The sequence below is a fragment of the Picosynechococcus sp. NKBG15041c genome, assembly GCF_055380235.1.
The window spans coordinates 2287832-2309988 of the sequence record NZ_AP040363.1 but is presented as its reverse complement, the minus strand read 5'-3'; the positions used below and the strand labels follow the sequence as shown (position 1 = coordinate 2309988).

Annotated in this window: 20 protein-coding genes; 14 read left to right on the top strand and 6 right to left on the bottom strand. The window is 51.6% G+C overall.

The genetic code is table 11. The features are described from left to right. Positions 1-3: 3 nt before the first annotated feature. Both ACZ45B_RS11100 and ACZ45B_RS11095 read right to left on the bottom strand, forming a co-directional pair. Complete coding sequence (locus tag ACZ45B_RS11100; protein ID WP_024545071.1) at positions 4-1629, bottom strand: NAD(P)H-quinone oxidoreductase subunit 4; 1626 nt, start codon at positions 1627-1629, stop codon at positions 4-6. Positions 1630-1840: 211 nt separating this feature from the next. After that, complete coding sequence (locus tag ACZ45B_RS11095) at positions 1841-2251, bottom strand: endonuclease domain-containing protein (RefSeq protein ID WP_024545070.1); 411 nt, start codon at positions 2249-2251, stop codon at positions 1841-1843. A gap of 330 nt (positions 2252-2581) precedes the next feature. On the opposite strand from ACZ45B_RS11095, the gene ACZ45B_RS11090 reads away from it, so the two are divergent. The 4 genes from ACZ45B_RS11090 to ACZ45B_RS11075 all read left to right on the top strand — a co-directional run bounded on the left by ACZ45B_RS11090 (position 2582) and on the right by ACZ45B_RS11075 (position 4906). Then, positions 2582-3169 (top strand): type IV pilin-like G/H family protein, encoded by a 588-nt coding sequence (locus tag ACZ45B_RS11090; RefSeq protein ID WP_024545069.1) that lies wholly within the window; start codon positions 2582-2584, stop codon positions 3167-3169. Between the two features lie 303 nt (positions 3170-3472). Next, positions 3473-3997, top strand: a complete 525-nt coding sequence (locus tag ACZ45B_RS11085; RefSeq protein WP_051352889.1) for a type IV pilin-like G/H family protein — start codon at positions 3473-3475, stop codon at positions 3995-3997. 256 nt (positions 3998-4253) lie between these two features. Beyond that, on the top strand, positions 4254-4487 hold the full coding sequence (locus ACZ45B_RS11080; protein ID WP_024545067.1) for a hypothetical protein: 234 nt from the start codon (positions 4254-4256) through the stop codon (positions 4485-4487). Further along, positions 4484-4906 (top strand): type II toxin-antitoxin system VapC family toxin, encoded by a 423-nt coding sequence (locus ACZ45B_RS11075; RefSeq protein WP_024545066.1) that lies wholly within the window; start codon positions 4484-4486, stop codon positions 4904-4906. Before ACZ45B_RS11080 ends, ACZ45B_RS11075 begins: the two co-directional genes overlap by 4 nt. A 142-nt stretch (positions 4907-5048) precedes the next feature. Here the strand turns inward: ACZ45B_RS11075 and ACZ45B_RS11070 are convergent, their stop codons facing one another. After that, positions 5049-6335, bottom strand: coding sequence for a proton extrusion protein PcxA (locus ACZ45B_RS11070; RefSeq protein ID WP_024545065.1), 1287 nt, complete (start codon positions 6333-6335; stop codon positions 5049-5051). A gap of 280 nt (positions 6336-6615) precedes the next feature. On the opposite strand from ACZ45B_RS11070, the gene ACZ45B_RS11065 reads away from it, so the two are divergent. The 3 genes from ACZ45B_RS11065 to ACZ45B_RS11055 all read left to right on the top strand — a co-directional run bounded on the left by ACZ45B_RS11065 (position 6616) and on the right by ACZ45B_RS11055 (position 12476). Then, positions 6616-8697 carry a hypothetical protein gene (locus ACZ45B_RS11065; RefSeq protein WP_024545064.1) on the top strand — a complete coding sequence of 694 codons (2082 nt, stop codon included), beginning with the start codon at positions 6616-6618 and terminating at the stop codon, positions 8695-8697. A 462-nt stretch (positions 8698-9159) separates the two neighbouring features. Continuing rightward, positions 9160-10935: a biosynthetic-type acetolactate synthase large subunit gene (ilvB, locus tag ACZ45B_RS11060; protein ID WP_024545063.1), complete on the top strand. Its 1776-nt coding sequence runs from the start codon at positions 9160-9162 to the stop codon at positions 10933-10935. Positions 10936-11042: 107 nt separating this feature from the next. After that, on the top strand, positions 11043-12476 hold the full coding sequence (locus tag ACZ45B_RS11055) for an FAD-binding domain-containing protein (protein WP_024545062.1): 1434 nt from the start codon (positions 11043-11045) through the stop codon (positions 12474-12476). Here the strand turns inward: ACZ45B_RS11055 and ACZ45B_RS11050 are convergent. Next, entirely contained in the window at positions 12473-13255 is a 783-nt protein-coding gene (locus ACZ45B_RS11050; protein ID WP_024545061.1) for a photosystem II S4 domain protein, read from the bottom strand. The two genes, ACZ45B_RS11055 and ACZ45B_RS11050, sit on opposite strands and share 4 nt — an antisense overlap. 181 nt (positions 13256-13436) lie before the next feature. Here ACZ45B_RS11050 and ftsY point away from each other — a divergent pair, with 181 nt between their 5' ends. Next, positions 13437-15047 carry a signal recognition particle-docking protein FtsY gene (gene ftsY / locus ACZ45B_RS11045; RefSeq protein WP_148293404.1) on the top strand — a complete coding sequence of 537 codons (1611 nt, stop codon included), beginning with the start codon at positions 13437-13439 and terminating at the stop codon, positions 15045-15047. 119 nt (positions 15048-15166) lie between these two features. Further along, positions 15167-15748 carry a hypothetical protein gene (locus ACZ45B_RS11040; RefSeq protein WP_051352888.1) on the top strand — a complete coding sequence of 194 codons (582 nt, stop codon included), beginning with the start codon at positions 15167-15169 and terminating at the stop codon, positions 15746-15748. On the opposite strand, the gene ACZ45B_RS11035 is transcribed toward ACZ45B_RS11040, so the two are convergent. Further along, the gene (locus ACZ45B_RS11035) at positions 15745-16101 is read right to left on the bottom strand and encodes a hypothetical protein (RefSeq protein ID WP_024545058.1); all 357 of its coding nucleotides are present in this window, start codon (positions 16099-16101) and stop codon (positions 15745-15747) included. The two genes, ACZ45B_RS11040 and ACZ45B_RS11035, sit on opposite strands and share 4 nt — an antisense overlap. A gap of 167 nt (positions 16102-16268) precedes the next feature. Beyond that, entirely contained in the window at positions 16269-16409 is a 141-nt protein-coding gene (locus tag ACZ45B_RS11030) for a hypothetical protein (protein ID WP_164494887.1), read from the bottom strand. Between the two features lie 178 nt (positions 16410-16587). Here ACZ45B_RS11030 and gshA point away from each other — a divergent pair, with 178 nt between their 5' ends. The 5 genes from gshA to ACZ45B_RS11005 all read left to right on the top strand — a co-directional run bounded on the left by gshA (position 16588) and on the right by ACZ45B_RS11005 (position 22152). Beyond that, positions 16588-17733, top strand: a complete 1146-nt coding sequence (gene gshA / locus ACZ45B_RS11025; protein ID WP_024545057.1) for a glutamate--cysteine ligase — start codon at positions 16588-16590, stop codon at positions 17731-17733. 63 nt (positions 17734-17796) lie between these two features. Next, positions 17797-18252: a tRNA (cytidine(34)-2'-O)-methyltransferase gene (locus tag ACZ45B_RS11020; protein WP_024545056.1), complete on the top strand. Its 456-nt coding sequence runs from the start codon at positions 17797-17799 to the stop codon at positions 18250-18252. Positions 18253-19005: 753 nt separating this feature from the next. Further along, positions 19006-21003: a peptidoglycan DD-metalloendopeptidase family protein gene (locus tag ACZ45B_RS11015; RefSeq protein WP_038027802.1), complete on the top strand. Its 1998-nt coding sequence runs from the start codon at positions 19006-19008 to the stop codon at positions 21001-21003. Positions 21004-21162: 159 nt separating this feature from the next. Further along, positions 21163-21900 carry a dienelactone hydrolase family protein gene (locus ACZ45B_RS11010; RefSeq protein WP_024545055.1) on the top strand — a complete coding sequence of 246 codons (738 nt, stop codon included), beginning with the start codon at positions 21163-21165 and terminating at the stop codon, positions 21898-21900. Between the two features lie 30 nt (positions 21901-21930). Next, complete coding sequence (locus ACZ45B_RS11005; RefSeq protein WP_024545054.1) at positions 21931-22152, top strand: RNA-binding S4 domain-containing protein; 222 nt, start codon at positions 21931-21933, stop codon at positions 22150-22152. Positions 22153-22157 lie beyond the last annotated feature (5 nt).

Here is a 22157-nt window from a genome sequence, read left to right as displayed (position 1 = left end):
AACCTAGAGGGCCAGTTGAGGCGGCTCCGGTTGCTGGGCGATCGCCTGAATTTGACTCACCGTCGCGTTCAAGGATTGGGTTTTGGCATCGTACATTTGCATCAGTAATTTCGGATATAAACCCACCCCAATGATCAAAATCGTAAAGCAGGCAGCGATAAAGATTTCCCGAGGACGGGCATCTTCGTAGACAGCATTACTGGGCAGAACGCAGTCATTACCAAAGCAAACGGGCGCATTCCCGACAACCGCCACACTGGTAGCTTGACCGAGGTCGCAACTCAGATCGAAATCGCGGGTATAGAACATTTCCCGGAGCATCGACAGCAAATAAATCGGCGTGAGAATAACCCCAACCGCAGCAAGAAAGACCGTAATCGTGCGGAAAGTCGCACTATAGGTATCACTGGTGGCAAGGCCCACAAACACTGACAGTTCCCCCACAAAGCCACTCATCCCCGGCAACGCCAGGGAAGCCAGAGCACCCACGGTAAATAGGGCAAATACTTTGGGCATTACTTGACCTAAGCCACCAATTTCGGCGAGGACCATGGTTTTGGTGCGATCGTAGGTCACCCCAGCGAGGAAAAAGAGCACCGAAGCAATCAACCCATGGGAGAGCATTTGCAGCATGGCACCGTTGATCCCGAGGTCTGTAAAGGAGGCGAGACCAATTAACACAAAGCCCATATGAGAAATAGAAGAATAGGCAAGGCGGCGCTTCATGTTGGTTTGGCCAAAGGAACTAAACGCACCATAGACAATATTGACGACCCCCAAAATCACCAGGAGGGGCGCAAACCGCACATGGGCATCGGGGAGCAGTTCCATATTGAAACGCATCAGGCCGTAGCCTCCCATTTTGAGCAATACCCCTGCCAGGAGCATCGAAACGGGGGAAGAGGCCTCCCCGTGGGCATCGGGTAACCAAGTGTGGAGGGGGAAAATGGCAAGCTTAACGCCAAAAGCAACCAGTAGCCCGCCGTAGAGCCACATTTGCAAATTTAGGGGATAGTCCTGTCGGGCGATCGCCGCCAGATCAAAGTTCGGCCCACCAGCGACATTTAGACTAAGGGCAAGGGCTGCCACCAGGATGAAGATCGAAGCAGCAGCGGTGTAGAGCAAAAATTTCATGGCGGCATAGCGTCGCCGTTTACCGCCCCAAATGCAAACGAGGAGGTACACCGGAATCAATTCTATTTCCCACATCAAGAAGAACAAGAATAGATCTTTGGCGACGAAAACACCGATCTGTGCTGAATAGAGCAGCAGCATCAAGGCGTAAAATAGCCGGGGCCGTCGGTCTACTTGCCAGGCAGAAAACATCGAAAGAGTCGTCACAAAACCAGCCAAGAGGACGAGGGGGGCAGAAATACCATCCACCGCCAAACTCCATTGGATTCCTAGGGACGGCAGCCAGTTGTAGCTTTCTGCCAATTGAAACTCAGTGGCCTGGGGGTCAAAATGTTGCCAAAAGGCAAAGCACATCAGCGCAAAATCGACTAAACCGACGATTAGGGCATACCAGCGCACAGTTTTTCCTTCTTTGTCAGGAAGCAGCGGAATCAATAGGGTCGAAAGAGCTGGCAGGGCAATCATTGCCGTCAACCATGGGAAGTCTGGTGCCATGAGTTGTTCGTTTCTATATGTAGAAATGTTTAGAGTCCCAGCATCATACCAAACAGGTGTGCTTTATCTTCATCCTTCTGGAGTTGCAAGACCAGTAACCCCCTGGCAACTCTTGTCTCCCTCCGCTGAAAGGGCTAGGGGAGGGTAATTTTTCCCCTGGAGCTTAACCCCCCCTCTGCCTGACGGCATCTCCCCCCGAGGGGAGAATCCCCTATGGCCTATCGGCCACCTCCCCCAAGGGAGGATTTTTTGGAGGATGGGTGAGGAGCCACTGCGCAATGGTTTCAATAATGGCATCGGGATGATTTTGGGCGTCATATTCGCTGAAACGGAGGAAACTAATCCCTAGGGCTTCGAGACGGGCTTGGCGGTAAGCGTCGTGTTCTTGGGCGGCGAGGCTGTCGTGACTACTGCCATCAATCTCTATGGCTAGATCCCAGTCTTTGCAATAAAAGTCAACGATAAATTGGTCAATGGAGCGTTGACGCAGGAAGCTAACGCCGAGCACCTGTCTCCTGCGGAGGTGTTGCCAAAGAATCACTTCGCCCCTGGTCATGGTTTTGCGGAGTTCGCGGGCGCGTTCTTTCAGGATGGGATTGTAGGGGTGTATTTTACGGGGCATGGCAGAGCACCATTTTTTTTTCACAATCTTACACACTTCCGCCTTTTCTTCTCCCCCTCCGCTGGAGGGGTTAGGAGAGAGTTATTCACCAACTGCGCTCCCCACCGACATTCTCCTCTTGGGAGGGTCACTCACCAATCTCGGAACTGACCGACATTTTCTTTTGTTTCCCTGGAGGATTGACACCCTCCGTCACTTCGCTGGGGCTCAGTGCCACCTCCCTCAAGGGAGGATTTTTTTGGGGGGGTGATAGGAAAAAAAATGGGCTGGGTAACTTAGGACTAACGGATAAATGATTTCGGTCTAGGCCGGGATAAGGAGATATTCCCCATGAAAAATTTTACTTTTAAGCTTCTGCAACAACTCAACAAGAAGAAAGCTGACAAGGGTTTCACCCTCATTGAGCTGTTGGTTGTAATCATCATCATCGGTATTCTGTCCGCTATCGCGCTTCCTGCATTCTTGAACCAGGCAGCAAAAGCGCGTCAATCTGAAGCGAAACAGGCGCTGGCTTCCTTGAACAAAGCCCAACAGGCTTACTATTTAGAACAACAGGAGTTCACCGATACAATCGCCAATCTTGGTCTTGGTCTGGCTGATAGCACGGAAAACTATGCCTATACTGACACAGTTAATGGTGCTGGTACTGCAGGTGAGTTCAATATTGCCACTGCTGGTACTGCTGCAATTTTCGCAACAGCAGCAGATCAACAGGCTGTGAGAGATTATGCAGCTGGGGCAGTTGTGTTTACTGAGGGTACTGCTCCAAATACTAATACGACTACAACTACCGCTATCTGTGAAGAAAACACAGCTGTTCAAGATGGTGGTGCAGAAATGGTCTTTAGCACTAGCGCGACTAATGCAGGTGATGCTGTTAGTTGCAATGCAGTTAGTACAGAACTTGGTGATGTTTAAATAGCTTAAGCTTATTACATAACCTAGCAATAGACTTATTTCAAGCAAATATTCAGGAGTTCTTTGCGAATTAACAGAACCTAGTTTCTGCAAATTAAAGCCAGCTTTAGTTTTTTGATTATAAAGCTGGCTTTTTATGTAAAAAAAATCAAGTATTTAAATTAGAAATCACAAAAATCATGAAACATGATTCTTCTACTGTATTTGTCAAATCAGAAGTATCAACAAAATCTTGGCCATAGAAGTTACCAACTTTTTCAAATTCGAGGCTTGACTGTGCTTGAGTTGTTGATGGCGATAGTTATGATCGCGATTTTATCTGCTATTGCCTGGCCTGCCTATTTGAGTATGTCTTCTAAAGCTCGCCAAACAGAAGCCCGCAATACGATGGGCGTGATTAACCGCAGTCAACTCGGTTTTTATCAAGAAGAAAGCCGCTTTGCTGATTCTATTTCTGAGCTTGTTTTTGGCATTCCCGTCGTCACCGAAAATTATACTTATAAAGATGCTTATACAGGTGGCACACCAGGCTTAATAGATAATACTTCTATTCCCGCTGCTACCTTTCTTTTTGCCAACCCCCAAGATACTTTAGCCGTAAAAGATTACGGTGCTGGCGTCGTTTTATATTCCGCTAATGGCGTTGTGACCCTAAAGTCAATTGTCTGCGAAGAGCAACTGACTGCCGCAAATATTCCCCTCGAAGTGATTGATGGCTCCGGTTCCTTTAGCCAGGGCGGCATGCAACTGAATCCCGCCGCGACCTTTGATGCCGATGCCACCCGCTGCGATGGTGTGCATTACAAAACAGTTTTAACCGATCGCTAATATCCCCCGCTTCGATGATCCTTTCTTCGGGGAGAACACCTCTCTAACTCCCCTCAAGGGGAGATCTTTCATGTTCCCCTCCATGGGAGGGGCTAGGGGAGGGTTACCCACCAACTGCGCTACCTATAAATCAGTATTTCTTTTTTCTCCTGGAGGCTAACCCCCCTCTGCCTGCGGCACAAACCCCACAGCATGAGTCAACCATTGCCTTTCTGAGGTGAGATAAGATCGAGCTAAATAGAGAAGGAGTTTAAAGATGCAGATTCAGGGAATTAAACGTGGTCAACACATTGAGCTATTGGAAGCATTAGACATTCCAGATGGAGCGCTGGTTTCTCTGGAAGTGGTACCCGAGCGATCGCCCACACCATGGTGGCAAGCTCTCAGCAAAATGCGAACAGAAATTGAGGCGACAGGAGAAGGATTAGTCGATGATTTATTTTTCATCGATTTACGCGATCATCAGCTTGGGCGCGATGTAGAGTTATGACATTAAAGTTTCTTCTGGATACAAATATCCTCTCGGAGCCACTGCAATTAGTCCCCAATCCCAAAGTTTTATTATCTTTAGAAAAACATCAACATGAGGTGGCAACGGCTTCTCTCGTCATCCATGAACTGGTATTTGGCTACCAAAGATTGCCTTCATCAAAGAAGCGCGAACGAATTGCGCAATATGTACAGAATTTGCTGCACGGTGGGCTCAAGGTTTTTGATTATGATCAAAGGGCAGCGGTTTGGCATGGCCAAGTACGAGCCTATCTGGGGGCGCAAGGCAAAACATCGTCCTGGGTTGATAGTCAAATTGGGGCGATCGCCGTTGTCAATAGTTTAACTTTGGTAACGCGCAACACGAAAGATTTTCAATGTTTCGAAGACCTAGAGTTAGTGAATTGGTTTAGCTTGTGATGCTCATTAATGACTGAATCAAGGCCATTGGGCTTTCCAAGGGCTTCCCTCAAGAAGAGAACACTTTCCGGTCTAGCGGTCACTTCCCTCAAGGGGAGGACACCCTCCGCCTTCGACACCTCCCTCAAGGGAGGATTTTGTTCTATTCATTCATGTTGCGGTAGGTGGCGACGGCTGAGGGGGAAATGCGATTGAGGTAACGGAAAATCCAGTATTTTAAGACTGTATCGAGAATGACTGGGAATGTCGCAATAAACAGGAAATTAAAATCCCGGCTCTCGGCGATGCCGAAATGTTTCGCTACATTTTCGAGGATCACTTCCCAGCCATGGGGTGAGTGATAGCCCACAAAAATATCCGTAAACAAAATAATCAAAAATGCCTTAGCTGAATCACTCAGGCCATAGACAACCTCATCCAAAAAGCCCTTGAGCATTGCGATTTCTCGCTGACTAACCAGTAACACCCCCACAAAAGCGAAAAAGCTAAAAATATCCGCAAAAATATTGCCATAGGCATTGAGACTCTCGGCCCGGTAGCGCTGGGCAATCTCAGTGGCTTTTTCCTTGACCCTAGTCGTGATTTCGGCATCATCAAGAGGGGGGGCGAGGCCGACCAATTGGCGCATCTCTAGGGTGGAGCGGTAACGTTCCAATTCCCTAAAAGCTTCATCTTCTAGGTCTTGGTTTGCAAAAAGGGTAGGGCTCGATTCCGTCAAAAAGTGGGTTTCTACAAAGGGCATCACCGCAATTTTTGCCAATTGATGCACCAACAAGGGCACAATCACCAGGGTTAGCAGGAATTTGATCGAGATGGCGGTTTTGTCACGCGATCGCCGGAATTTGCTAACCACTTCCTCCTCTGCTTCCTGGGATTTTGGGTCGATCTCCTGCTGGATGCGGGAAAAGGTGCGGAGGATCGAGCGGGGCAGGAGGCCCGTTTTATCAGAAACCGTTTCAACCTGTGGTTTAGGGGCAGAAATGTCCCCCCCAGTCTCGGTTGTTTGGGGGCGATCGAGGGGGATCAGGGCGACGGATTGCTTAGAGAGACCACGGCCATAGCGCCCGGTAATTTCATCGATGAAGCGCAATTTTTCGACGATGACGGTGGGTTTATCGGTGGCGTCGGGGTAGTAGGCATTGCTGGCTTTTTTTTGGAGGGTGGCCTCAGAGACGGGGACGATGCTATTAAAGGAGCGAAATTCCCGGAGGCGCACTTGAATAATTTTGAGCTGTTTGCGAACTTCTCCCTGAAAGTAACGGATCACGCTATCGCTATAGTCGGCATGGCGACCGGAGACGGGTTTACCGCCAAAGTGCTCGAGTTCGATCGCCTGGATCTGGAGGGCAGCTCGGTAAGCTTGTTCTAAGGCCCGGTCTGGGGTGTCGTAGAACCAGCGGCGGGCTTTTTTGATGAAGTTGTTTGGCATTTGTGGTCTCCGCCCTCCTAATTTTTGTTTTTTGAGAGATTACCCCCTTGTACTTCCGGCATCTCCTCCCCGGGGAAGAACTTTTCTTGTTCCCCTCTGTAGGAAGGATTACCCACCAACTGCGCTACTGGTAAGTAGACCTTTCTTTTTCCCCTGGGGGGTTTGACCCCCTCCGGCCTATCGACCACCTCTCTCGCTCCCCTGCGGGGGAAATTTTTGGCGATGGGATCTGTGCTAGGTCATCATTGTAGAAGAATTGTCGAAAATTGATAGGCGTTTAATGGGCAGAATTTGGTTGCAAGGGCGATCGCAGTCGGGAAAAACCACCGCATTGGTCAATCAGATCAAAACTTGGGTCGAGGCCCAGGACTGTCGGGCGATCGCTGTGCCGGGGCTGCTGGTGCTGGCGGCCAATAACCGCAACCAATGGGATTTAGCGACACGGCTACAAACAGAACTGAACGGCACCTATCCCTTTACGAGCAAAACGGCGATCGCTTTTATTCAAGACGAAGTAAAGCTGTTTTGGCCCCTAATCGCCACCCCCCTAGAACTCAAGGGAGATTTGCCCCTGCGCCTGCGGCCAGAGATGGAGCAAAAGTTAGCTCGGGAACTGTGGGCAGACACCCTTAGCACCTGGGAGTTGCCCCCCAATGAGCGCTATCAAAATCGCCTGGTACGGCGTCTGTTGGATTTATTATTCCTCGCGGGGGCGGCGGGGATCGGGGCCGAAGAGATTCCCCAACGGCTGCACCAGGGAAACTTATCCCTCTTAACGGGGCTGACGGCCATGGCTGGGTTTGGCGATCGCCTGACCGCATTCACCGCGACTGCCGGGGAGCTGATTTTGCAATGGCGGGATTGGTGCTTAGAGCGGGGCTTCCTCACCTATGGCATTCTCTATGAACTTTATGGGCAACATTTACTCCCGAACAAAACCTATCGAGCTTCCCTGGGGAAACGGTTTCGGGCGATTTTTGCCGACGATGTGCAGGATTATCCGGCGATCGCCCAGGCGATCGCTACGGTGCTGTTAGACCAAGGCTGTCATGCTGTATTTACAGAAAATCCGGTGGGCCGGGTGCGCCTCGGCTTGGGGGCCGATCCTGACCATTGGCAAAATCTGTCTAAATGTTGTCAGGTCATTGCCCTCGGGCGGGAAGCTGGCTTGGTGGGCAGCCTCGGGGCACAGGTCCAGGGTTACCTTGAGCACCGTGCCCTAGGCAAGCGACTGCCCACCCAAATGCAATCAATCCAGGCGATCGCCCGCGCCCAACTGCTGACCCGGGTTACCGAACAGATTCAACACCTCGTCAAAGACCAAGGGGTCGCCCCTGGGGACATTGCCATCATTGCCCCTGGCTTAGACGAAGTAGCCCGCTATACCCTGATGGATGGCCTCGCCGCCGTCAATATTCCCCTCGAACCGCTCCAGGAGCAGCGCCCCCTCTACAGCTCTCCCTGGGGGCGATCATTCGTCACCCTTTTAGCGTTGATTTATCCCGGCTGTGGTCGCCTCATCTATGGGGCCGATGTGGCAGAAATGCTGATTCTCCTGTCCCAGACCCCCCAGGGGAAACCTGCCATTGACCCTGTCCGCGCGGGTTTGTTGGTGGACTACTGTTTCCAGCCCGATCCAGAACGGCCCCAACTGCTCCCGGTGGTAACCATGGCCCGGGGCGATCGCCTCGGTTACCAAGCCAGCACCGCCTACACACAGATCTGCCAATGGCTCCACCAGGCCCAAACGACGGGCTCCCTCACGCCCCAGGGGGTTTTGGAAACCCTCAACCGGGCAATCCAGGATTTTTACCTGCAAAAACTGTCCCCCGACTACAGTCAACTGGCCACTTTTCGGGAACTGATGGAAACGGCCCAGCATTTCTGGCAATGTGGCGATCGCCTGCATCAAAATCTGTCAATCAGCGCCCAAATTCGGGAATTTATTCAACTGCTCCAGGAAGATACCATCACCACAAATCCCCGTCCCCAACAGCAATTCAACCACCAGCCCCGCAATGCCGTCACCCTAGCGACGATTTTTCAATACCGGGGCGATCGCCGCCGGCATCCCTACCAATTTTGGCTGGATGTGGGGTCGCGCCTCTGGGAAAAAGGCGGCGCCGCAACCCTGTTTGGCTACGGTGTCTTCTTAAAAAACTGGGATGGCCAACCCTGGTCGATCGCGGCGGAACAAAAAGGCGATCGGCAGCGGCTCCAGGACATTGTCCAAGACCTCCTGGCCCGCACCGACATCCAGATTTATCTCTGTCATAGCGACTTCGGCACCAATGGGAGCGAACAACTCGGCCCCCTCTATCCTCTGCTTCAAGCCACCGAAGAAAAAATAACCCTCCTCTAAATCCTCCCAAGAGAGGGACATGAAAGGGGGGTGTAGCGTAATTGCTGGGTGACCCTCCCGGAGAGGGGAGTCTCCCCTCGGGGGGAGATGCCGAAGGCAGAGGGGGGTTAAGGCTCCAGGGGGAAAACAACCCTCCCCTAGCCTCTCCCACGGAGGGGGACATGAAAGAGAGGTATCCTTCCCTTGGGGGGGTTAGGGGAGAGTCCTCCGAGTGATTATTTACTGACGTTTTTGTAACAGAACCTTTACAAGAAATGGCCTGAAAAAAATGAGCTGATCTAACTTAAAAGCAGCCCATGATACAGTATCTCGACAGCTTGCATGAATTCTTTTAAAATGTAGGCTTCCTTACAACAAAACGCCAAAATAATCTATCCCCCCATTGGAAAGAATTATGGGGAAGCAAACGGATTATTTTCTGGTGTAATCCTCGTCCTTTAAGTTATCCCTTAGGTAGATCCCGTGGTTTCAACAACTTCCCCCGCAGTAACTGAGACTGCTGTCCGTTCAGAGGTTCGTTCTGGTGCATATATTTTGATCGATAGCCTCAAGCGCCATGGTGTCGAATATATTTTTGGCTATCCTGGTGGGGCAATTTTGCCGATCTATGATGCCTTACACCCAGTGGAAGAGCGGGGGGAAATCAAACATATCCTGGTGCGTCACGAGCAGGGGGCTTCCCATGCCGCCGACGGTTACGCCCGGGCTACAGGGAAAGTGGGCGTTTGCTTTGGTACTTCCGGCCCTGGGGCCACCAACCTCGTAACGGGCATTGCCACTGCCCACATGGACTCGATCCCCATGGTAGTGATCACTGGTCAGGTTTCTCGGGCAGCGATCGGCACCGATGCGTTCCAGGAAACTGATATTTTTGGGATCACTCTCCCCGTAGTCAAGCATTCCTATGTGGTGCGGGACCCGAAGGACATGGCACGGATCGTGGCTGAAGCCTTTTACATCGCCAGCACCGGCCGCCCTGGTCCTGTCCTGGTAGACATTCCGAAGGATGTGGGCCTAGAGCTTTGTGAATATATCCCCGTGGAACCCGGTGACGTACATATCCCCGGCTACAGACCCCGCGTGGAAGGAGACACCTCGAAAATTAGCGAGGCGGTACGGCTCATTTCTGAATCTCGCAAACCTTTACTCTATGTTGGTGGTGGCGCGATTACCTCTGGTGCCCACGCCGAAATCAAAGAATTGGCAGAACAGTTCCAGATTCCCGTAACCACCACCCTCATGGGTCTGGGGGCCTTTGATGAGCATAACCCTCTCTCTGTGGGGATGTTGGGGATGCATGGTTCTGCCTATGCCAACTTCGCCGTAAGCGAGTGTGACCTTCTGATCGCGGTGGGAGCCCGTTTTGATGACCGGGTGACTGGCAAACTGGACGAATTTGCCTCGGAAGCAAAGGTAATTCACATTGATATTGACCCCGCCGAGGTGGGTAAAAACCGAGCGCCTGAGGTGGCGATCGTTGGGGATGTACGCCGGGTACTGATCGAAATGTTGCAGCAGTTGGGCAGTAAGGGCCTTCCCCTCGGCAACAAACCCACTGAGGAATGGCTACATAAAATCCAAGGCTGGAAACAAAAGTATCCTTTAGTGGCGCCCCGCTTTGCAGACGCGATTTCGCCCCAGTCGGTGATCGTCGAATTAGACCGCCAAGCACCCCATGCCTACTACACCACCGATGTGGGTCAGCACCAGATGTGGGCTGCCCAGTTCCTGAAAAATGGCCCCCGCCGCTGGATTTCTAGTGCGGGTCTGGGGACCATGGGTTTTGGTTTGCCGGCGGCCCTAGGTGCCAAGGTGGCGATCGCCGACGAAGAGGTCATTTGTATCAGCGGCGATGCGAGTTTCCAGATGTGTTTACAGGAGCTGGCCACCCTCGCCCATTACGACATTAACGTCAAAACTGTGATCCTTAACAATGGCTGGCAGGGAATGGTGCGCCAATGGCAGCAAAACTTCTATGGTCAGCGCTATTCATCCTCCAATATGGAAGCGGGGATGCCCAACTTTGAACTGCTCGCCCAGGCCTTTGGCATTAAGGGCATGGTGGTGGATCACCCAGATAATTTGGCCGGGGCGATCGCCGAAATGTTGGCCCATGACGGCCCGGTGCTGTTGGATGTCCGGGTGAAAAAGGATGAAAACTGCTACCCGATGGTTATCCCTGGCAAGAGCAATGCCCACATGATGGGGTTACAGGAATCCTCTGGTAGAACTGAATAATCTGTTTTAGGGGAACAATCATCAATTAGAGGAGCAGGGTATGACCTTGCTCCTTTTTTGCAGCTCAATTACCATATAAGCCGCGTTCAATGGGGCAATTTTTAAGGATGGGTGAACTGGTTTTACATTGGCATCGGCGGGATCTGCGGCTGCATGATAATGTCGCCCTGGCTGAAGCACGGCAACAATCGGCAAAGGTGGTCGGTATTTTTTGTCTGGATCCGGCCATTTTAGAAAAAGACGACGTGGCCCCAGCCCGGGTGAAATACCTGTTGGCTTGCCTGGCAGAATTGGCAGAACATTACCAAAAAGTCGGTAGTCAGCTTTTACTTTTTCGCGGGAATCCCCTGGAAGTGTTGCCGAAGGTAGCGGAATCCTTAAAAGCCCATACCGTCTACTGGAATCTGGATGTGGAACCCTACGCCCAACAGCGGGACCACCAAATGGCGATCGCCCTCCGTAAAGTCGCCGTCAAGGTGGAAACTTTTTGGGATCAGCTGCTCCATGGGCCGGGGAAGGTGTTTACCCAGTCGAAAAAGCCCTACACCGTTTATTCGCCCTTCTGGAAAAATTGGTCCCAAAAAACAAAGGCGGCCCCCGTGGCGACCCCCAAAGCTTGCCAGGGGTTAACGGACGCAGAAAATAAAGTGGCCGAAAGTCTGGGGGCGATCGCCTTACCGACCTTGGCGGATCTAGGCTTTAGTTGGGACAAACCCTTTACGGTGCCGGTGGGGGAAGCGGCCAGCCTGGAACGACTCACGCGCTTTACCGAAAACTTTATTGAACAATACGACGGCGATCGCAACTTTCCCGCCGTTGAGGGGACATCCCGCCTCAGTGCCGCTTTGAAATTTGGGGCGATTGGCATTCGCACAGTCTGGCAGGCTACAGAAACGGCCCTAGAACATTGTCGCAGTGAGGAGGCAGAGGCCGGCGTAAAAACTTGGCAGCAGGAACTGGCCTGGCGGGAATTCTATCAACATTGCCTTTTCTTTTTCCCGGAACTGGCCCAGGGACCCTACCGCGAAGATTTCAAAACATTCCCCTGGGAAAACGACGAGCAAAAATTTCGAGCCTGGTGCCAGGGTCAGACGGGCTATCCAATTATCGATGCAGCCATGCGCCAACTGAACGAAACAGGCTGGATGCACAACCGTTGTCGGATGATCGTCGCCAGCTTTCTCACGAAGGATTTGATTATCGATTGGCGTTGGGGCGAAAAATATTTTATGCAGACCCTCGTCGATGGGGATCTCTCGGCGAACAATGGTGGCTGGCAGTGGAGCGCCTCCAGTGGCATGGATCCTAAACCCTTGCGGATTTTTAACCCCTATACCCAAGCGCAAAAATTCGACAGCGAAGGGGATTATATCCGCCAGTGGCTGCCGGAATTATCTAAGCTGGATACTCAAGTTTTGCTGACGGGCAAAATTCCGAGCTTGATTCGCCGTCAATATAACTACCCGGAGGCGATCGTTGACCATGGGGTGCAACAACGGGAATTTAAACGCCTCTATCAGTTGATGAAAGCCAATGGTTAAACAAAACGGGTGAGGGCAATGCGGTAGCGTTCTTTTTTGGTGACGGTGATTTCTCCCACTTCGACGCGCCCTTTACCCCGCAGGGAAATCAGATCGCCGGCTTTGATGTTGTAGCTGCTCTGGGTGATCGTTTTCCAGTTGACCCGCACATTCCCCCCGGCGATCGCCTCGGCCATTTTCGAGCGAGACATGCCCAAACCAGCGGAGGCGATCGCATCGAGGCGGAGGGAAGCTTCCACGGTGGTGAGTTCTTTTTTCTTCGGTGGGCGTACCTTTAATTCTTCGAGGGGAATGGCGCGGGTTTTCACCGGCACAGAGCGCACCTGCACCAGAGATGTTTCCAGGAAAGACACCAGTTCTGGCACAACGATCGCCTGACCACCGCGATCGCCTAAAACAAGAATGTCCCCTACCTTATCTCGCACGAGGCCAGTGCCCAACAGAGAACCGAGAAAATCCCGGTGGGTGGCGGTGTCGAAGAGAAAGTTGCCCGCGATGTCGAGGGCCGCAATTTCTACATGATTGTCATCGAGGGGAATTTCTTCCCGGGCGATCGCCAGCCGTTGCCGTTCTGCCTGGGGATAGCCGCCCCCATGGACCACATGAACTTCCGTCAGCTTGCCAAAAATTTCCAGCGCTTCGTAGAGGACGGGGGGCGAGAGGAAATCTGTCTGGACAATTTCCCAAGTGCGAATCGCCTGATCAGCCTGGTCGAGGATCCGACTGAGGGCCTCCCGGTTATCCACCCCTTTGAGCAAACTATCCTTCGGTAAATTCATAGATAGAAAAAAGTAGGCGATCGCCCAATCACAAAATCGAATTTCAGTGGAAAAACACCATTGATCGATCATACCAAACCGCCCTGCCGCAAATGCCTAGATGGTCGGGAAATCCTCCGTTTACAAACCCTGATCGAGCCATAATAATGAGAACAGTTCATTTACGTTGCTAGGAATTTCTGTGGCTATATTCGATTGGTTTCGGCGCAAAACAACTGACAAATCCCAAGACACTCCTGAACCGCCCGCTGTAAAAACACCGGTTGAGGATACTACGCCAGAAGAAACTGCCCCAGAACCAACGGCCACCCCAGAAATTGACTACCTCACCTGGGCCAAATCTGCCTACAAAAATATCCAAGAAAAAAAGGGACTAGAAGCAGTACCTGCCGCCCCCGAACCTGAAGCAACGCCTGTCGAAACAGAATTAGAAGCTGCAGCACCCCCGGAAGCCGCAGTGGTGGAACCGGAGGCGATCGCAGAGACTGTCTCTGAAACTCCCGAACCAGAATCCATCCCAGAAGTAACATCTGAGCTTGCTGAACCCGTCGCCCCGGCACCTGAAGCAGCATTAGATTCAGAACCCATTGCTGAAGTCATTACCCCAGAACCCGAAGCCGTACCCGCCGCATTTGTCGCCACGCCTGAACCAACGGAAACGCCAACTGTTACGGAGACTGCCCCAGAACCTGAACCGGAGACCCAGGCGGCCGTTCCTGCTTGGATGCAAAAATCCGACGGCCTTGAAAAGCTGAAGGAAACAGCCATTGACACAGAAGGGTTAGAGTTTGACGAAAATTTCCTCTGGTCGGCCAAGGTGCTCGCTGATCAGGGGCGCGACGTTAATGACATTTCCCTTGAAGAAATCGAATGGTTAAAGAAGCTGCGGGAAGGCCTCGGGAAAACCCGCCGCAGTTTGGTCAATCAATTGAAGGCTGTGGTTGGCCAAGGGCCTCTCAACGATGAAGCTGTCTTAGAAATCGAATCCCTCCTACTCCAGGCGGATGTGGGCGTCGAAGCCACCGACTACATCATCGAAACCCTCCAGGAAAAACTGCGCCAGGAAGCGTTGCCCCCCGAAGCGGCGATCGCCTATCTCAAAGAAATTCTCCGGGACATCCTCGATAAACCCCTGGCGAAACTTGCGACGACAGAATTTGCTCCCGAGGCAGATCGACTTAATATCTGGATGCTTACTGGCGTCAATGGTGCGGGAAAAACCACCACCATCGGTAAACTAGCCCACCTGGCGAATCAATCGGGATACAGCTGTGTGATTGCCGCTGCGGATACCTTCCGGGCCGCCGCCGTGGAGCAGGTGAAAGTGTGGGGCGATCGCACCGATACCCCCGTGATCGCCAACCCTGGCAAAAATACCGATCCCGCTGCGGTGGTGTTTGATGGCATTACCGCCGCCCAGTCCCGCCAGTCCCAAATTCTCCTGGTGGATACCGCTGGTCGTTTACAGAATAAGAAAAACCTGATGGATGAGCTGGCAAAAATCCGGCGCATTGTTGACAAAAAAGCCCCCGATGCCAAGGTGGAATCCCTTTTGGTTCTAGATGCGACTCTCGGTCAAAATGGTTTGCGCCAGGCCCAGGTGTTCTCAGAGGCGGCTAAACTCAGCGGCGTTGTCCTGACGAAATTAGACGGTACAGCCCGGGGCGGTGTGGCCCTGGCGGTGAGTCAACAGCTTGGGTTACCAATTCGCTTTATCGGCGCGGGGGAAGGCATTGAAGACCTGCGGCCTTTTTCGAGCTATGAGTTTGTGGAAGCCTTACTCGATGGTTAAGGCGAGAAAAATATCAAACAATCATGTTTTGGAGGTGATTCAATGGCGATCGCCTTCTTTTTTTGTCTTCCCCCTAGCCCGAATAGAATAGAGTTATCAATTCTTTTAGGTAGTCTTCTATGGTTGTCCTATCGCCGATGAGACAAAAGGCAAAATTTTTGTGGCCCATCTCGCTGTTGGCGCTGCTGCTTTTGGGCGCCTGCGGGGAGACAACTCCCCCTGAATCGGCGGCTCGCCCTAATCAACCAACCGTTCCCCAGAATGAAACGCCAGCAGACAACTTGCTGGTCCAAGGAGAACCGATCGCCACACAACCGGATCAAAATACGGGCCAGGACAGCACGAGTAAACTAACCCTTGATGCAGGGGCTTACTGTTATCGCACCGAAGAAGAGACCTTCCAGGCGATCGCCGAATTTCTCGTAGAACCCAGCCAAGATGTCAGCGGGACTCTCGAAGCAACCATTACCAACGCAGAGGAAGGCTATTACACCTCTTACGTTCAAAATATTGCCGGTATTCTCACTGAAGAAACCCTAAACGCTTCAATCACCACCGAGATCGAAAATGATGTGCAGCAGTCCCAAGAAAACTGGACTTTAAATCGCAATGAATTGAGTGATGGTCGTAATGTCAATCTAAAGCGAGTCAGCTGCGAAGAAATCATCGCCCTCAAGGCCAACCGCGACAAAGCACCCTAGTGGTGGTGGCCCTCATAGTCAGCACTAGGCATCGTGGAATGGTCTCTATCAATGGGTAAGCTGTGCTGGTGGGGTTGATGGAGGGACATATTTTGGCGCCCAAAAGAATAGAGCCCCATCGAAACGGCCCCCACACTCAAAGCCCCCATTGACACCAGTCCACAAGAAATAACCCCCATCGCCACCGCCCCAATGGAGATAATGCCGTGGGTCGCAACGCCAATCGCCACAATACCATGGGCCGAAATCCCGATCGCGATCGTGCCATGGGCCGAGATGCCAATGGAGAGAAATTTGGTCTTAGAGAGGGGAGAGGGCTTCGTGACTTGAGTTTCTGGCTGGAAGGTTGTCATAGGTGCGGCACAGACTTTGGTCAAATTACCGCCCAATATAGCGAAGCTCAAAGACCTTTGCCATGGTTCCCCCCAGAGGATTCACCACAGTAATTCCTCTAGTTACAAAAGAAGGTGAGCGACTTTTTTACAAGAATTTTAGATAGGTGGCAACATAACTCTCAAACTTAGACATTCCCTCGCTTCTGGGGATTAGAGCGGACTTGCTGGAGGAGCAACTCTAATTCCGCTTGGATCGAAAGATATTTGACCCGGGTATCCAGGGGCAAAGTGCTGGCAGTTTTATCCTGAACAGTGCATTGACTCATGGTTAGCGTGGTTTTGAAAACAAGATTTATTAAACAGAGACTGGTATATTAACGCAAAAATTCCCCTAGGCCAGGAAAAAATTTTCTAAAAAGGATCAAAGCCGCAGCTTAAAATAGTGTATCGCTGGAGAATCTATTCGGATTCATCCTTACCACCGCCAGGATTTGAGGATATATTTTGCTGCTATCGAAAGGCTTAGAAATCGAGATTTATACAGGTACACCCACCGGAGAAATTATTGGTCTATCCGATCAAATCGTCAAAGCCCTCGATGGTTTTGTCCGGGAACCCGATAACCGCAATGTGGAATACACAACGCCTCCCTGTTGCAGCTATGAAAGTTTGCTCTGTGCGATTTTGCAGCCTCGTCTCCAGTTGCGTCAATACCTCAAAACCCTCGGCGAATATACGCTGATTCCAGGTAGCACCCTATCCCTTGGTGATTCACGGCACTTCTTTCGCTCTGATCCTCAGAATCCCTACCATGCCTACATCGAAGAAACCTATGGCACTGATGTGGTAACGGCAAGTGTCCATATCAATATCGGCATTGAGGATCCAGAGATGTTGATGCGAGCCTGTCGCTTGATGCGTCTAGAAGCACCGTTAATTCTGGCCTTGAGTGCTGCATCGCCGTTTTTAGATGGCCAGGTGACGGGTTCCCATTCCCGCCGCTGGCAAGTTTTCCCCAAAACTCCAGCCCAAGTGCCACTGTTTACAAGTCATCAACATTTCATTGACTGGACTAATGAACAACTCCGGTTGGGAACGATGCAAAATGTTCGCCATCTTTGGTCTGCGGTGCGACCTAATGGCGATCGTCGCCCCTATTCTCTCAATCGCCTGGAGCTGAGAATTTGTGATCTGGTGATTCACCCCCTGCAATTGTTGGCGATCGTCGCTTTTGTGGAAGCACGGATTCAACAGTTGCTGGTCGAACCCCACCTAGACCCTCTCAAATCTAGTCAACTGACTCCTGATCGCCTCCTCGAAATTACCGATGCCAACGAACAACAGGCGGCTCAATTAAGCCTGGAGGCTACCCTGACTCACTGGCGGACAGGGCAAGCGATCAACGCCTCGGATTGGATCCAAGAAATTTATGGGGAAGTCTATCCCTTCGCCAAAAATGCGGGTTTTGCTTGCTTCTTGAGCCCTTTACAGAAACTTCTTCGGGAAGGTAATCAAGCCCAACAGTGGCTCCGGGCCCAGGCCCAGGGCCAATCCCTAGAGGCCATCATCCAACAGGCGATCGCCGAAGCAGAAACCCTCGACCAAGAATTAGCCCAATACCTTTGTGAACCATCTGTCCTTGTAGCCTAGGTAGACTGCCCCTGGCAAATTCTGTCGATTTTTCCTTCACTTATAATTTTTTCTAATCTATTCATGCCCCAACTGGTTCTCGTTCATCCCCAAATTCCCCCCAATACTGGCAATATTGCCCGCACCTGCGCCGCCACCGATACAGAATTACACTTGGTCGGCCCCTTGGGTTTTGAAATTGGCGATCGTTATCTCAAGCGCGCTGGCCTTGACTATTGGCCCCATGTCAAATTGACGTTTCATCCCGACCTCGAACATTTTCTCCAAGCCCAAAGCAGCAGAGGCGGTCGTCTTCTGGGCTACAGCGTCCGGGGGGCGAGCCGCTATACCGAATTCACCTATCAACCCAATGACTGGCTACTATTTGGCAGTGAAACCAAAGGTCTCCCCCCAGAACTCCTCCAGCAGTGCGATGCAACACTCACAATTCCCATTAATGGCACCCATGTTCGAAGTCTCAATCTTTCTGTCAGCGCAGCAGTCGGACTCTTTGAAGTACGCCGTCAATTAGGACTCTAGTTTTAGTTGATAAGAAATTTCTATCAGCCCCTTTGCACGGTGCTCTAAAAGCAACAAGCAAGGGGGTAAAAATTTTTACTCCCCCAATCTCTTTAAAACAAAAATACTAGCTTATGTCATGATGTTGTAACCTGAGAAAAACTTGACTGGCAATGGATTGGGGGCTGAACACTGTCAATTCAAAAAAAATATGCTAGTCAATTTTTAGCCAAAAAAATGGCTGCTAAATATCAACTAAAAATTGCGCCATTCTGTATCCTGGATTACTTTGTAGCCGGGCTATTTTTTTCAAGAAAAATCAAAATATATCAACCCAGACTTGTTAAAAGGAAAAAACCAGGGTAACCTTTCCTAGACATTCATCAGAGGCCCAATTTAAGGGATCTCGGTCATGATCAGTCGGTGGAATTACGGATTTATTTGCGACACAAAGCAAAGTTAATTCGCTGCTCGACATAAACAGAAGGTTGTTTTTGAAAGGCGTCGCCTCGGAGTTGATCCCTACTCTCATTGAGATTCAGCATTCTTTCGGTGACGTCAGTAAAGCCGGCCTAAAGTAATCGATTTCCCGCCTATTTCTCCACTGAGAGTAGGCCAACGGTTTGGAAAACTTTTACTGCTTCTCCCGTTTTTTACCCTTCCATTTGGAATTTGTACAGTTTTCGGGAACTGGCGCACCAAACATCCGCCAAAGAAGCCACGGCTTTACTCCATTCACAAACCAACCGTCTTTTTTCCCAAGGAGAAACATTTATGATTCCTGCTCCAGTTACTTTAGCAACGGCCCCGGAGATTGAAACTCCCCAGCTAGTCGCTGCTGTAAGTTCAAATTCTGTCAGTAGGGTTGAGCCTGAACTACCCGCCATCAAGCACATCGTTGCTGAAGCTGATACGTTTTGGTCCATCGCACAACGCTATGGTGTCTCCCCTGAGGCGATCGCCGCGTTAAACAACACCACCGTCGAAAGTACTTTGGTGGTCGGCCAATCCCTGAAAGTGCCTGCCCCTTTGAATGGGTCGTCTAGGCAGCCTGAAATTAGACCGACGGTGATCGCGCCCACAAGCCAGCCGTCCTCTCCCAGACCTAGCGTGGAAGTCGCGGCCCTTAACCTCCCTTCCCAAGCCCTGGTTGATGCAGAACCTATTCCCGCTGCACCAGAGGCTGTCCCCTCTGCGCTACGTGCTGAGCAAGACAAGCTCGTCGAAAGTATTCAATCCCTCAGAAGCCAGCCCACTGAAGCCGTGGTTTTTGATACTGCCGTGGATGCCCCAAAGCCGGAAACGCTGATTAGCTCCACAGTCCTGACCCCCGAAGAATCCACTGAGGCCTCCCAAGATACTGTGGTGATTTCCGTGCCGCAACCGCGGGAATATATCGCGCCCAGTGCTGATGCAAGCCCTGATCCAGAAACCCTCATCGCGAACAATGCCGTCTCAACTACGGCCCGTTTGCCAGAACCACCACGGCCTCAAACCTTGACCCCTACCGAAGTGGTGGTGGAAACAAAATCAGGAGATAAAGTTGAACCGTCCCGTTCGGTGACCCTCACTGTCCCGGTGGCCCCCAACAGCGCTTCAACTCCCCTCGTTCGTCCCGCTGAAAAAGTAGAAGTATCCACGCGCCAGCCAGAAGTATTGGTTGCCACCTCTTCTGGTTCTGTGCCCCAAGTGCATGTGGTACGAGCCGGAGAAAGCCTGTATGCGATCGCCCGTCGCTATGGTCTCCAAGGGCGCGAATTGATTGCCGCTAACCGGCTTGCAAATCCTGACATCATTTTGGTCGGTCAACGGCTGAACATTCCGGCCCGCGCTCAACAGCAGCCCCAGGCCCAACAACAAGAATTCGTGGCTCTTATTCCTCCCACGGAGGTTAATCAAGGCGTGAACCGTAACAGTGCAACCTTGGCCAACGCTGCGTCCCTGTCTCAGTCTAGGGTGCAACCCGGAGTCTCAGCTGTGCTTGCCCCCGCAGAGGCAAAGAGTGTAGACAGTAATGTCGAGCGCAATACAGAAGCTGCCGTAGCAAGACTCCAGGCCGACATCACTCGACTTCGCCAAGACTATCAACAGCAGCCAAATTCTGTCAGTCTTCGCGTACCTGCGCCCAACAACAGTGGCACCACTGCCAATAACCGCCCCAGCTCCCCGGTCTCGGTCGTTAACCCCGAGTGGCAAGAGCAAACCGCAGAGAGCACCAGCACTGCAACCCGGGAAACAACTGTTCAGGAAGAACCCCAACAGATTGCAGCAGCCCCTAGTGGCAACGTGGCTAACTACAATGCGATGCTTCGTCTATCTGTCGGTGAGACGGTTACCCCAGAACTACCTCCCCTCGCTTCCCCCGATAACTATTTACCCGGCGCAGATGTTTTTGCGGGCTATATCTGGCCAGCCCAAGGCACATTGACTTCCGGTTATGGCCCCCGTTGGGGACGGATGCACCGGGGGATCGATATTGCGGCACCCACAGGAACGCCAATTTTTGCTGCTGCTAGCGGTGAAGTGATTACAGCAGGGTGGAATTCTGGGGGTTATGGCAACCTGGTGAGAATTCGCCATGCTGATGGCAGTGTAACCCTCTATGCCCACAATAGCCGCCTTTTGGTGCGTCAGGGCCAACAGGTGAAACAGGGTCAACATATTGCAGCCATGGGAAGTACAGGGTTCAGTACTGGCCCTCACCTCCACTTTGAAATTCACCCCAGCGGCAATGGTGCAACCAACCCAATGGCATTTCTGCCAAAACGTTAGGGATTTTAGCTCGAGTCATTTGGCAAATTTGACGTAAAGAGTACGTGATGAGAGGGGGAAAATACCCCCTCTTTTTGTACGTATCCCAGGGAAGCGATCGCCTGGAAGCATCCCCTTTACAATGGAAGACCAGACGTGATTGTTCAGTAGTTTTTCGTGATGCCCCAACTCCAGAGAGAAACAGTACAAATTCCCAATGGTGACCTGGAGATTGCCGCCTATGTGAGCTATCCAGTCACCTTAGAGCCGTTACCAGCGGTGGTCGTAGTCCAAGAAATTTTTGGGGTGAATAGCCACATTCGCGATGTCACAGATCGCGTTGCACAATTGGGCTATGTGGCGATCGCCCCAGCTCTTTATCAGCGTCTGGCCCCAGGCTTTGAGGCAGGGTATACCCCAGCAGATATTCAACTGGGCCGTCAGTACAAAGAACAGACAAAGGCAACAGAGTTATTGAGCGATCTTCAGGCGACAATCGACTATCTCTACGGTTTGCCCCAGGTAAAACAAACAGGGGTTGGGGCCATCGGTTTTTGCTTTGGGGGCCATGTCACTTATCTGGGGGCGACCTTACCCGCAATTAAGGCAACGGCTTCTTTTTATGGGGCTGGGATTACCACTTGGTGTCCTGGAGAGTCCAATAGAGTGACCCTTGATTACACCGCCCAGATCCAGGGGAAACTGTATGGCTTTTTTGGCCTAGCGGATCAATCGATTCCTTCAGAACAGATCGATCAAATTGAAGCGGCCCTCAAGACCCACCAGATTGAGCACAGAATTTTTCGCTATGACGGGGCAGACCACGGCTTTTTTTGCGATCGCCGTGCCAGCTACAATAAACAGGCGGCCCAAGCAGCTTGGCAAGAAGTGCAACAGCTTTTTGCGACAACCCTCTAACTTTCTTTTTTCGCGATTTTTTCGACCCCAATGACCCAAGTGCCTAGCGACGAACCGACGATCCAATTGGATCAATTTTTGAAAATCACAGACCTCGTCACCACAGGGGGCCAAGCCAAACTGGTGATTCAAGGGGGTTTTGTGGAAGTCAACGGAGAAACAGAAACCCGGCGCAAACGCAAGCTCCGCCACGGAGATGTGGTGAGCTTTGAGGAGGCAACAGTCCAGGTGGAATTTGACGAAGAATCTTAATCCCT